This window comes from Streptomyces sp. NPDC000983, from assembly GCF_040299205.1.
GTDB lineage: Bacteria > Actinomycetota > Actinomycetes > Streptomycetales > Streptomycetaceae > Streptomyces.
This window is the reverse complement of the sequence record NZ_JBEPBM010000084.1, coordinates 1-12272: the sequence shown is the minus strand read 5'-3', so window position 1 is coordinate 12272 and position 12272 is coordinate 1. Positions and strand designations below refer to the sequence as shown.

12 protein-coding genes and 2 pseudogenes are annotated in these 12272 nt (G+C 69.5%); 7 read left to right on the top strand and 7 right to left on the bottom strand.

The features are described from left to right. The 5 genes from ABT296_RS37755 to ABT296_RS37735 all read right to left on the bottom strand — a co-directional run. The coding region (locus ABT296_RS37755) for a non-ribosomal peptide synthetase (RefSeq protein ID WP_351934545.1) at positions 1-2687 on the bottom strand (2687 nt) is incomplete at its 3' end. Between the two features lie 80 nt (positions 2688-2767). Beyond that, positions 2768-3769, bottom strand: a complete 1002-nt coding sequence (locus ABT296_RS37750; RefSeq protein ID WP_351934543.1) for an asparagine synthetase A — start codon at positions 3767-3769, stop codon at positions 2768-2770. A 513-nt stretch (positions 3770-4282) separates the two neighbouring features. Continuing rightward, positions 4283-4726, bottom strand: coding sequence for a helix-turn-helix domain-containing protein (locus ABT296_RS38815; RefSeq protein ID WP_502977431.1), 444 nt, complete (start codon positions 4724-4726; stop codon positions 4283-4285). 41 nt (positions 4727-4767) lie between these two features. Then, a complete protein-coding gene (locus ABT296_RS37740) occupies positions 4768-4953 on the bottom strand; it encodes a hypothetical protein (RefSeq protein WP_351934541.1) in 186 nt (61 codons plus the stop codon). A gap of 159 nt (positions 4954-5112) precedes the next feature. Beyond that, positions 5113-5475: a hypothetical protein gene (locus ABT296_RS37735; protein ID WP_351934539.1), complete on the bottom strand. Its 363-nt coding sequence runs from the start codon at positions 5473-5475 to the stop codon at positions 5113-5115. A 186-nt stretch (positions 5476-5661) separates the two neighbouring features. Here ABT296_RS37735 and ABT296_RS37730 point away from each other — a divergent pair, with 186 nt between their 5' ends. Continuing rightward, positions 5662-6663 (top strand): LuxR C-terminal-related transcriptional regulator, encoded by a 1002-nt coding sequence (locus ABT296_RS37730; protein WP_351934538.1) that lies wholly within the window; start codon positions 5662-5664, stop codon positions 6661-6663. Between the two features lie 565 nt (positions 6664-7228). On the opposite strand, the gene ABT296_RS37725 is transcribed toward ABT296_RS37730, so the two are convergent. After that, a complete protein-coding gene (locus tag ABT296_RS37725) occupies positions 7229-7432 on the bottom strand; it encodes a hypothetical protein (RefSeq protein ID WP_351934536.1) in 204 nt (67 codons plus the stop codon). A gap of 58 nt (positions 7433-7490) precedes the next feature. On the opposite strand from ABT296_RS37725, the gene ABT296_RS37720 reads away from it, so the two are divergent. The 6 genes and pseudogenes from ABT296_RS37720 to ABT296_RS37695 all read left to right on the top strand — a co-directional run. Then, on the top strand, positions 7491-8039 hold the full coding sequence (locus tag ABT296_RS37720; RefSeq protein ID WP_351934534.1) for a transposase: 549 nt from the start codon (positions 7491-7493) through the stop codon (positions 8037-8039). Between the two features lie 511 nt (positions 8040-8550). Continuing rightward, positions 8551-9177, top strand: coding sequence for a hypothetical protein (locus ABT296_RS37715; protein ID WP_351934532.1), 627 nt, complete (start codon positions 8551-8553; stop codon positions 9175-9177). Positions 9178-9383: 206 nt separating this feature from the next. Beyond that, on the top strand, positions 9384-9728 hold the full coding sequence (locus tag ABT296_RS37710) for an ArsR/SmtB family transcription factor (RefSeq protein ID WP_351934530.1): 345 nt from the start codon (positions 9384-9386) through the stop codon (positions 9726-9728). Continuing rightward, positions 9725-10564 carry an SRPBCC family protein gene (locus ABT296_RS37705; RefSeq protein ID WP_351934528.1) on the top strand — a complete coding sequence of 280 codons (840 nt, stop codon included), beginning with the start codon at positions 9725-9727 and terminating at the stop codon, positions 10562-10564. Before ABT296_RS37710 ends, ABT296_RS37705 begins: the two co-directional genes overlap by 4 nt. A 562-nt stretch (positions 10565-11126) precedes the next feature. Continuing rightward, positions 11127-11276 (top strand): transposase, encoded by a 150-nt coding sequence (locus ABT296_RS37700; protein WP_351934526.1) that lies wholly within the window; start codon positions 11127-11129, stop codon positions 11274-11276. A gap of 90 nt (positions 11277-11366) precedes the next feature. Beyond that, positions 11367-11504, top strand: a pseudogene (locus ABT296_RS37695) (transposase); the annotation flags it as partial. Between the two features lie 240 nt (positions 11505-11744). Here the strand turns inward: ABT296_RS37695 and ABT296_RS37690 are convergent. Beyond that, positions 11745-12272, bottom strand: a pseudogene (locus ABT296_RS37690) (IS5 family transposase); the annotation flags it as partial.

Below are 12272 nucleotides of genomic sequence, written 5' to 3'. Positions count from 1 at the left end.
CCCAGCCGGCTCAGCAGCGCCGCCACCGCCGCCTGCAACACCATGAACAGCGTCGTCCCGCTCTCCCGCGCCAACCGCACCAGACCCGCATGCAGCTCCGCATCCGAACGCACCCGCACCATCGCACCCCGATGCGACGCCACCGGCGGACGCGGCCGGTCCACCGGCAACTCCAACTCCTCCGGCATACCGGACAACGCCTCGCTCCAGTAGCGGAGCTGCTGCAGAGCGAGACTGTCCTCGTCGCGTTCGTCACCGAGCAGGTCACGCTGCCAAAGGGCGTAGTCGGCGTACTGCACCGGCAGCGGCACCCAGTCGGGGGCGTCCCCGGCCACGCGTGCTTCGTAGGCACGACCCAGGTCGCGGGTGAGGGGAGCCATCGACCAGCCGTCACCAGCGATGTGATGCAGGACCAGCACCAACACGTGGTCCTGCTCACCGAGCTCCAAGAGGGCCGCGCGCAGCGGGAGTTCGGTGGCCAGGTCGAAGACGTGACCGGCGGCTTCGGTGAGCAGGGCGGGCAGTCGGTCCTCGGTCGCGGGGGCGACGCGCAAGGTGAGGTGGGGCGCGGTGAGGATGACCTGGCGCGGTTCGCCGTCGACGGCCGGGAAGAGGGTGCGCAGGGCTTCGTGACGCAGGACCACGTCGTTGAGGGCGGCTTCGAGGGCGGGGCCGTCGAGGGTGCCGTGCAGCCGGACGGCGAGCGGGATGTTGTACGTCGATCCGCCGTCCTCCCACTCCCGCAGGAACCACAGGCGCAGCTGCGCGAAGGACAGCGGGACCGGGTCGGGGCGCTGTTCGGCGACCGTGAGCTGGGGCCGGCGCTCGCCGTTGTCGCGCAGGACGGCGGCGAGTTCGGCGACGGTGGGCGCGGCGAACAGCATGGGGAAGGTGATCTCGGCGCCGAGGGCGCTGCGGATGCGGCTGATCAGCCGGGAGCCGAGCAGCGAGTGGCCGCCGAGGCGGAAGAAGCTCTGGTCGACGCCGACTCGTTCGAGACCCAGGATCTGGGCGAAGAGCTGGCAGAGGACTTCCTCGTCGGGTGTGCGCGGCGGCCGTATGCCGTCCGTGTGGGCGGCGGGGGCGGGCAGGGCCTTGCGGTCGACCTTGCCGTTGGAGTTGAGCGGGAGCGAGTCCAGCACCACGAACGCGGTGGGCACCATGTAGGGGGGCAGTTCCTCGGCGGCCCGCGCAGCGAGCTCGTCGGGGTCGGGGTGACCGGACTCGCCGGGGACGACGTAGGCGACCAGGCGCTTGTCGCCCGGCCGGTCCTCGCGGACGACGACGATGCGCCGGCCGACACCCGGGAGGCGGCCCAGGACGGCCTCTATCTCGCCGAGTTCGATGCGGAAGCCGCGGATCTTCACCTGGGCGTCGGCCCGGCCCACGAACTCGATCACGCCGTCGGGCAACAGGCGTACCAGGTCGCCCGTGCGGTACATGCGCTCGCCGGGGCGGTCCGGGCAGGCGACGAACCGTTCCGCCGTCAGTGCGGGCCGGGCGGTGTAGCCGCGGGCCACGCCGGCGCCGGCGAGGTACAGCTCGCCTGTCGCCCCTTCGGGCACCCGGCGCAGGGAGTCGTCCAGGACGTGTGCGGCCATGCCGTCCATGGCGCGTCCGATGGGGACGGTCGCTCCGACGCGGTGGGGCGGGCGCAGGGTGAGGAAGGTGGCGAACGTGGTGGTCTCGGTGGGGCCGTAGACATGGACGAACTCGGTGTGCGGGCAGCGGTCGAGGACGCGCTGGATCGCCTCGGGCGAGCATGCCTCGCCGCCGCTCCATACCTGCCGCACCAGGTCGAAGACCTCGGGGTCCTCCTCGGCGACGAGGTTGAACAGGGCGGTGGTCAGGAACAGGCTGGTGACGCCGTGCTGTTCGGTGAGGCGGCGCAGGGTGCGCGGGTCGAGCTGGCCGGGCGGGGCGAGCACGGCCTGGTGGCCGGCGAGGAGCGGCACCCACACCTCGTAGGTGGCCGCGTCGAAGGCGTGCGAGGAGTGGACGAGGACACGGCGCTGCGCCTCGCCGTTCCAGCAGTGGTCGGCGGCGAGGGCGAGGATGTCCCGGTGGGTCACCGCGACGCCCTTGGGTGCGCCCGTGGAGCCGGAGGTGAACATGACGTAGGCGAGCCCGAGGGGGTCGATGACCGTGCCGGGGTCCGTGTCGGGGCAGTCGGCCAGGGCGGTGTCGTCGTCCACGGTGAGGGTGGTCACCAGGCCGTCGAAGAGGTCGCCCGGGTGGGTGGCGCGGTCGGTGAGCAGTACCGGGGCGCCGGTCTGCTCGATGACCGCCTGCATGCGCGCGGCGGGGTAGGAGGGGTGCAGCGGCACATAGGCGGCGCCCGCCTTGAGGACCGCGAGCAGGGCCACCACCAGGTCGGCGGAGCGTTCCATCAGCACGGCCACGGCGGTCTCGGGGCAGTCGCCCACACCGAGCCCGGCCAGCCGGTGCGCCAGCCGGTTGGCGGCGCGGTCGAGTTCGCCGTAGGTGAGGAGCGTGCCGTCACCGCGCAGGGCCACGGCGTCGGGAGCCAGCCGGGCCTGTGCGGTGAACGCGGCCACGACATGGCCGAAGTGGTCCGGGCCGACAGGGCCACTGTCGCCGCCCACCGCTCCGCTGCCCTGCCGGGCCTCGGCTCCGGTCGACGAGAGGCCATCCTCGGGCATGTCCGCGTCACGATGGGTCGGCATGGCTTTCCACTCCACCTTGTCTGGGGTTGATGGATCTCACGAACGGGAAGTGCGGGGGGGCGCGGCCGGCGGGCCGGGGCTCAGGCCGAGTAGACGCCGGGGAGTTTCGGGTAGGCGCTGGCCTGCCACACGGATTCGACGCCCGTGACATAGCGGGTGAGCCGTTCCAGGCCGATACCGAATCCGGAGCTGGCTGGAATTCCGGCGCGGGCCATGTCCAGGTACCAGCCGTACTTGGCGGGATTCTCCCCGGTCTCCCGCATACGGGTCACGATCCGCTGGTATTCGTGTTCGCGTTCGCTGCCGCTGGCTATCTCGCCGTACCCCTCGGGCAGCAGCAGGTCGAAGTTGCGCAGCACACCCGGGTTCTCGCGGCTCTCGCGGTCGTAGAAACCGCGCGATCCCTTGGGGTAGTCGGTGACGAAGAAGGGACGGGCGGTCTCATGTGAGAGCCGCGCCTCGTCGGCCCAGGCGATCTCGGCGTGCGGGTCGCCGGCCACTCGGGCAACGGCGTCGACGTGCGACATCACGTCGAAGGGGCCGGCCAGTACGTCCTGGAACCGGCTCGTGTCCCGGCCCAGCCGGGCTAGTTCCTCCCCCATGGTGGCGGTGGCCTCACGGACCGCGGTGACCACGATGTCCTGAGCGACCCGCATGATCTCCTCGCGGGTATGTCCGGCGGCCTCGACGTCGATCTGGTGGAACTCGGCCAGATGGCGGCCGGTGTCGGCGGTCTCCGGGGGCTCCAGACGGACGTTGGGCGCGATGCAGAAGATCTTGTCGAAGGCGTGCAGCGAGGCCTGCTTGTACAGGATCGCGCTCGTCATCAGCTTGTAGCGGCGGCCGTAGTAGTCGATGTCGACCTGCTTGGCGCCACGCACTCCCGGGTCGGTGACGGGACCGATGATCGGCGCGCGCAGTTCCACGAAACCGGCCTCGTCAAGGTGTCTGCGTATCGCCATCAGGATGCGGTGCTGAATACGCAGTACGTCACGGGTGACCGGGTCGGAGAGATGTTGCTGGGGCGAGTCCGGCGGGCGCTGCCGATGAAGTGCCGCCGTTTCCTTCAGGCCCGTTGCCATGTGAGGTCTCGATTCTCTGAAAAGGGCATGCCGACCGGGCCGATCGGGTCCGGCCGACAGCGGCTCCGGCTGATTTCAGCGTGAGATTAGTTCGCGGTTTTACGGTCAATCGGCAGTTGCGTACGGCAGATTCGCGGAACTTCGACCGGCGGACCCTGAACGGGCGCGTGCGGCAAAGGCACGGCGGCGCCGAAGCGCGGCGGAGCGTCGGTCGGCCGGGCATCGGAGCGGTCCCGCAAGTGGTGGGGTGGTGGGTGCGTCGGCCGTACTGGGGCCGGCGGTGCCCGCTGATGGCCCGAGGTGGATCGAGCAGTTCTCGAGGCTGAGCGAGTACGGTTCGTCTTGCTGGTGGCGTTGGTGCGGCGCCGCGGTGGTGACGTGCAACCTCGGGTACGGGTCGAACACACCGTGTCCAGGCTGGAAGAGAACTGAAGGGTGATGCGGGACTGCCGGCTCAAGGGCTACGGCGTTTCACCGCACTGGACAACTCCTGCCCCGCAGGAGGGGAAGCCTCTAGCCGACGAGCCGACGCTCCAGGTATGCCACGCCCTGGTCGACGGCCAGGAGGCGCCAGGACTGCTTGGCCATGTCGTTGAGGGCGGTCTCCCAGGTGCCGTCACCGGCGTCGGGAGCCAGGGAGGCGAGCAGGATGGTCGCGTACTCGAATCCCGTGTACGAGGCGACGGCGGCCCACTCGGCGGCGCCGGCTCGGTCCGACGGGACGGCGCGGGCGGCCTTGGCGAAGGCGTCGCGGCTCTCCTCGTCCAGTCTCAGTGCGTCCGCCAACAGGCGTACGGTGTCCTGCCGCGGCCGTTCCACGCGCCCGTGCTCGAGGTCGCGGATGGCCCGGACGCTCAGTGCCGAGAAGTCGGCGAGCTGCTGCTGGGTGTAGCCCTCCCGGATCCGGTGGAACTGCAGCAGGGACGCGAAGGGGCTGGCCTTGGTCGGCGTGGTCACGGTTCCTGTCTCCCGTCTCTTTGTGTGTGGAGTGCGAACGGTCACTGCCAGCCGGTGGTGTCCTTGCCGGCCGTCGGGTCGGGGGTGGGGGTGGCGGCGCCCTCGTCGGCCACGACCCGGACACCGGCGCCGGAGGACGCGGAGTGCGCGGTGACTGCGACGACACCGACGGCGGGGACGGCGACGAGCGCGAGCGTGGCGGCAAACCGGGTGACAATGTTGGGCATAGCGGACATTGAACGGCCTCCTGATTGAGGGTGCGGGTGCTGGTTCAGTGGATTCGAGCCGGGAGTTGCGGGTGCGCCCCCGGCGTCCGGTGGCGTATCCCCGCTCGGGGTTCCGCCGCCTGCCGGTGCCACTACTCTCGGGCCGGCGCTGCGCAAATGTCAGCTCTCGGCCGTGTCCTCATCCGGCAGCCGCATAGTCCGTCCATCCCCACCTGCACGTCCCAGGAGGCTGTCGAAGTACGCCCCTACGATCGCCGCCGAGCAACTGGTGATGCTGCTCCGCTGCAGGGCGGGCACCCGCGCGACGGTGCGCCGCGAGACCGCGAGCGCGGCCTGCTCCGCCCTCACAAGCGACTCAGCCACGACATACAGCCCCACGGTCAGCCCCTGGTCGACGCCCGGGTGGACGCTCACATGCTCAACGCCCTCCGCGGAGGTCGCCTGCGCGATGAACTGTGCGGCCAGGTCGTCCGGCACCCGGAAGTCGCGGGGCGTGTGCAGGCGCACATGGATGAGATGCATCCTTCGATCCTCGGGAAGCCGACGAGGAGCAGCAACCAGGGAAGATGGACGCTTTCTGCCAAGGCCTGAAAGGGCCACTCGCCGAAGCACAGGAGCCGTCACGGTTTTCCCGGCAACTGGTGACACCCGGGAATGCGTGCTTGGATTGCCCCCGTCGTCGGACAGCCACCGGCCCGGGGGAGAGATATGGTTTTGGCTGCGCTCGGTTTTGACCCCACCTGCGAATCCGTCTATCGCGCACTACTCGCCCGCCCACAGGTGGGCCTGAGTGAACTGCGGGACGATCTCGGCCTTTCGGACGCCGAGCTGCGAAGAGCACTGGACAAGCTCAGCGAACTGGCCCTGATCCGGACGTCGCTGGACGCCCCTCACTCGTTCCGGGCCGTCGACCCGGAGATCGGCGTCCAGGCGCTCATCGCGCAACAGCAGGAACGTTTGGCCTCCGAGCAACAGCGCATCGAACAACTCCGCCTCGCCGCCGCCCATCTGACGGCCGAGTTCTCGCTTGCCAGGCCGCGGCACATCACCGAGGAGGTCGAACGCCTCGACGGCATAGAGGAGATACGGGACAGGATCAGCATTCTCGTCAAGGACGTCGCGTCCGACGTGATGACGCTGGCGCCCGACGGTGCCCAGACCGCGGAGAACATGGAAGCGGCCCATCCGCAGGACCTCAAGCTGCTGGAAAACGGCGTGCGGATGCGCACCGTCTATCTGGACAGCGTGCGGAACAGTCCCGCGACCACCACCTACGCGAAGTGGCTGACCGGCCTCGGCGGCGAAGTGCGCACCGCCCCGTCGCTGCCCATCCGCCTGATGATCCTCGACCACCGCACGGCCATCGTGCCGACCGACGAGGAGGACAGCGGGGCCTCCGCGCTGGTACTGACCGCGAGCGGCACCCTCACCGCGCTGAGCGCCCTCTTCGAGACCATCTGGGAGAACGCCGTACCCCTCGGGACGGCGACACGCGACCGCGACGAGCGCGGTCTGACGCCCCAGGAAGCCGAGACGCTAAGGCTGTTGGGCCGCGGGCTGACCGACGAAGTGGTCGCCAAACGGCTCGGGGTCTCCCCCCGCACGGCCCGGCGCATCGCGGCCGACCTCATGGAACTCCTGGGCGCCCGCAGCCGCTTCCAGGCAGGTTGCCGCGCCGTGGCGCGAGGGTGGCTGACGGGGGACGAATGAGGCACGAAATGCGGCGGTCCCGCCGTTACGGCGGAACTTTCGGACCGTAATGCCGAGGGGTCCACGGCGCCGCAGGGAATTCATCAGGACAGGCAAGAATTCGGCCATTCCCGCACCCGCAAGGGCTCCCATCGCACCGTGGGTTGGTGGGCTGCCGGTCAACTGCCGCCCCAACTGCCGCCCGTCGCATGGCCCGGGGCATACCCTGCCGCATTCGTGAGCTTCTGCGAATCCGGCAGCCTCGGGCCGGAGGCAGAGAGGAGCATGTCCGTGAGAGGGAACTTCCGGCCAGTGCGGCGGCGTTGGCGCGGGGCGCTCGTCACGAGCGCCTTCGGGTTGCTGATGGACGCAACCACCGCCGCAGTTGCTTGACACCGGCCTTGGCCGGGACGTTGTGATAGCCGGCGCGTTCGGTGCAGTCACAGGAGCGGGGACGGGTTTCCCGTTTCCCTCGCTGCTCGTTCGTCATCCCGCGGACGCTTCGCCTCCGCCTTCGCCCCCACCTCCACCTCCCGGCCGTCCGCCCCGCTCCCGCCACCGCGGCCGCCTGAGTAGCTGCTCGTCGTCAGCTGCCCGTCGTGACGGTCTGCGCCGTCGAGAACGCTCCCCAGGCGCCTTCCCGCAGCCGCGGTCTGATCCGCACGGCATACGTCTTGCCTTGTTCCGTGCCCAGGTGGACGGAGTGCCTCGCCCGTCCCTCGGGCTCGTCCTCACCCCCGGCCAAGGTCGTCACGAACACCTCGTCGAGGTAGACCTGGTACTCGGCCACGCGTCCGTCCTTCCGGGGTGGCGTTCACGACAGGTCCAGGTAGTACGCCTCGTCCTTCGTGTCCTTGCGCACCGAGGCCCGGAAATCCCAGGGCGCCGCACCCCCACCGCCGCCCCCGCCACGAGCGGTGGTCAGCTTGACTCCGTCGGGGATCTTGGAGTTTCGCGGTGCGAGAGCATGGTCAGCGTGCGTGCTCGGGTCGTTCCGCCGACCGACGCAGCTGTCGAGGTGCCCGTTGTCCCTTCGCCCCTGTTCCGGTGAGCAGGTCCCGCCTCTGACTACGCAGGTTGCGCGGGCGAGCAACCCAGGTGCTACGACGGCGATATGGGTGCGTGACCGGCCTGGTGGGCTGTGGTACGACGAGGACCTCGCCGACTGGTACCCACGGGACGGGCGGCCAGGTCTCTCGCCTGCTCAACTGGCCACCGTCTGCGTGCTGCAGTTTCTACTCGGCCTGTCGGACCGGCAGGCCGCCGAGGCAGTCCGCTGCCGCATCGACTTCAAGTACGCGATGGCGCGCCACGAGGCGCCGCCATTTCCGGGCGGGGGTGGGAGACCTCCACCGCTGGCCTGTCGCAGCAGGCTGGTGAAGCTGAGGGCAGCCTGATCGCGAAGACGCGCGGAAGGGTGGGAAGCAGCCCCGACAACGACGGGACGTACTGGTACTGCCAGACGGTACGGGCCCGGCAAGCGAGACGAGAAGCCGTACGAGAGGAACCAGCGCCCGAAGCCTCGTAAGACTTGAACCGGCACGAATCTGGCGGATCTGGGCCGGGTGCAGTGCGCGCGACCGCTGAATGGCGGTGGTCTCGACTCCTTTGCCAGTGATTCGCGCTGGCGCGGAGGCCATGTTGAAGGTCTGCGGCCTAGGCATGGCGATGCTGCCGGGGTACAGCTGGGCGGCTCACTCGACAACCGGATAGCGGCGAACCTGGGAAGCGGTCCGATGCCGCCCAAGTCCCGGCAGCCAGCCGGGGAGAGGGCAGGCCCGTCGTCGGCTGACGGCAACGGACCGTGGCGGAGTCCTCGTAGCAGTCCGAGCGCGCGAAAGGCGCGTACATGGCGAAGGAGGACAGCAAGTCAGCAGCCGAAGGACTGGAAGACCGGGAGGGTCGTGGGTGAATACCGACGAGCTGGAGTACGCCCTGTCCAGGGCGGAACGCCGGGTACTGGAGATCCAGACGAAGCTGCACCGGTGGGCCCGCGAGGATCCTCATCGCAGGTTCAGTGATCTGTTCAACCTCGTCGCCGACCCCGCGTTCCTGCTGGTCGCGTGGGTTGTTCGGGTGCGGGGCAACAAGGGAGCCCGCACGGCCGGAGTGGACGGCGAGACCGCCTACTACGTGGAGACCGTGCGGGGCGTCGAGAACTTCCTCGACAGACTGCGGGACTCGATCAAGGACCGCAGTTTCTGCCCGCTCCCGGTTCGGGAACGGCTGATCCCCAAGCCCGGCGGCAAGCAGCGCCGTCTGGGGATCGCGACCGTGACTGACAGGGTGGTGCAGGCGTCCCTGAAACTGGTGCTGGAGCCGGTGCTCGAAGCGGATTTCCTCCCGTGTTCCTACGGGTTCCGCCCGAACCACCGGGCTCATGACGCGGTGGCCGAGGCCCGCCACTTCACCTCCCGCTCCTACGCCATGTCCTGGCTCCAGGAGACCAGATCCGTGGCCAGCGCACCCGGCACCAGCAGGTCCAGGTACTCGTCGAAGCTGCTCGCGCCGAAGGCGGCGACGATGTCCTCGTAGTCACCGGGCGGCGCGGTGCCCAGCGCTGCCTCCGTCGCGGCCCAGCCGACGCCGCACCGATCGGGCTCCGTCCGTTCAACCGTGACGCCCTCACACCCTCACGCCCCGCGCCCCCGCGACCCGGAGTGCGGCTCGCGCTGGGCTACGCCGGAAGGCCCTACATACATGCCGTTGCAGCTATATAACCCATGGGCTATGTTCGAGCTATGCCCATACCGTTCGATGTGCTGGCCGAGCCCCAGCGCCGCCGCATTCTGGATCTGCTGGTCGAGCGGCCCCGTCTGGTCGGCGAGCTGACCGAGGCGCTCGGCCTGAGCCAGCCCGGCACGTCCAAGCATCTGCGGGTGCTGCGCGAGGCCGGCCTGGTGCGCGTACGACAGGACGCGCAGCGCCGCTGGTACGAGCTGCGTCCCGAGCCGCTCGCCGAACTCGACGCCTGGCTCGCCAGCTACCGGCATCTGTGGTCGACGAGCCTCGACCGCCTCGAACGCCACCTCGACCGCCTCGACCATCGCGCCTCTGACGACCAGCAGAAGGACAATTCGTCATGAACCCCGAAGCCGACACCCTCACCACCGGCGACGGCCGCACCGCGCTCGTCATGCGCCGCAGGCTCGCCCATCCCCCGGCCGCCGTCTGGGCGGCCATCACGGAACCGAAGCAGCTCGCCCAATGGTTTCCGTCCGAGGTCACCGTCGAGCTGAAGCCCGGTGGTGCAATGGGGTTCCACTTCCCCGGCGAGGACGGGCCCGGCATGACGGGCCGGGTGACCGACGCCGATGAACCGCACCTGTTCGCCTTCGAGTGGGGTGAGGACCATCTGCGCTGGGAGATCACGCCCGAGGGCGAGGGCTCGCTGCTGACCCTCACCCACACCTTCGGCGACCGCTTCGGCGGGGCGAGCTTCGCCTCCGGCTGGCATCTGTGCATGACAGCGCTCGGCCAGTTCCTGGACCGCGAGCCGGTCGACGTCGACCCGGACCGGGGTGATCTGCACGAGGCGTATCTGGAGCAGTTCGATCTGGGCCGCGGGGAGATCGAGGGCACGACGGTGCGCTTCGAGCGTCAGTTGCTGCGCCCGGCCGATGTCGTGTGGGGTGAACTGGCGGGTGGCACCACAGCGTCGGAGGGTTCCAAGGTGCCTCGGGGCTTCACGACTCCTTCGTACGAGCAAGGCCGGGTGACCGAGGTGAGCGAGCCCGAGGTGCTCGCCTATCGGACAGCCACGGGCGAGCTGGTGCGCTGGAAGTTCGGGGAGGGGACGGGGCACGGGGCCCGGGTGGTCCTCACCGTGGACGGAGCCGGGGATCCGCGGGCCGCGCGGGATGCGTGGCATGAGCGGATCGAGCGGCTCGCGGCGCGGATGCTCGAACTCGCCTCCGCCTGAGATGCGTTGACTGCAGCCTCGGGCTGGCGCTCGTCGGTGACCAGCGACCTCAGCGGCTTGCCGCAGCGGTTCGGGGACGGCTTCGATGCGTCGTTGTCGTCGGCCGGCGGCGAGCCGTTCTGCTTGGTCGGTGGGCAGTGCCAGTCGTTCGAGGGTGAAGAAGTCCTCGAGTGCGCGGGCGGAGGAGCCCATCGAGTGTCCGGGTCTGCGGGATCTTTCCAGCAGGGCCTGGGGTAAGTAGCTGTTGTCGTTCCGATCTTGAGTGGTGTCCGTCGAACGGGGGTCTCGATCGGGTGGTCGTGGGGTGTTCGGCGCATACGAGTAGGGCCCCCTGAACGGCTCGTTGGTGTCGGATCACCGAGCAACATCAGGAAGGCCCTGGTGCCGCGGTCTTCCGTGCTGGTGTCCGGGCAGTCCACCTTGGTCACCCGCGAGTGTGACTGTCTGGCTCACCGGTTCGGAAACGCCGCCGACAACGGGATGCGGCGGTCGCGTTGCCCGACGGACATGACGGACGCGGAGTGGGCGGCGATCCATCCGCTGCTGCCGGTGCCGGGCCGGGTTGCGCGGCCGGGACGGGCAGCCTGAGGCGTCCTGCCACCGGGCGATACTCGATGCGATCGGCTACCTCGTCGACAATGGCATCAAGTGGCGGGCGATGCCCGCCGACTTCCCTCTGTGGGACCGGGTCTACGCGTTCTTCCGCCGCTGACGCGACCACCTGCTGGTCAAGGAGTTCCACGACCGGCTGCGCGCCAAGGTCCGCGAGAGGCTGGGGCGGGATGCGGAGCCGTCGGCCGGGATGATCGACTCGCAGTCCGTCAAGGCGGACGCCGCCGTCGGATCGGACAGCCGCGGCTTCGACGGTGGCAAGCTGGTCAACGGGCGCAAGGGGCACGTCGTGGTCGACACGCTCGGCCTGCTGCTGGGCGTGATGGTCACCGCCGCGGACACCGGCGACCGCACCGCCGCCCAGGTGCTGCTGCGGCAAGTCACCGACACACAAAGCCAAATGGAACTGGTCTGGGACCGACGGAGGCTACACCGGCCCCCTCGCCGCCCGCTGCCTCACCGTGCTCGCGTTGGTCCTGGCGCGTCCGTCGGCACGGGCAGCATCACCGGGTTCGCCGGCACGAAGCCGTGCCCGGCCGCGATGTCGTACAGCAGCTTACAAGTCATCTCATTTGGCGAGTCTGCGGTAGCAGATGAGGGTGCAGGCGATGCTGGTGAAGGCGAGGAAGTGGTCGGCCTTGCGTTCGTAGCGGCGGTGGAGGCGTCGGCAGCCGGCGAGCCAGGCCATGGTGCGTTCGATGGTCCAGCGGTGGCGGTCCAGCCGTTGCGAGAACTCGATGCCCTTGCGGGCGATGCGGTGGGTGATGCCGCGCTCGCGTAACCATCGCCGCAGGTGGGTGTAGTCGTAGCCCTTGTCGGCATGGAGTTTGCCGGGCCGGCGCCGTCGTCGTCCGCGGCGCGAGCGGATCGGCGGAATGCCCTTCACCAGCGGGATCAGCGCCTGGCTGTCGTGCATGTTGGCCCCGGAAATGCCGACGGATATGGGCAGACCTGACCGTTCCGTGATCAGGTGGATCTTCGATCCGTACTTGCCCCGGTCGACAGGATTCGGACCCGTCAGATCCCCCTTTTCAGGGCCCGCATGTTCACCGAGTCGATCGCGCACCGCGACCAGTCCAGCTCGCCGCGGGCACCG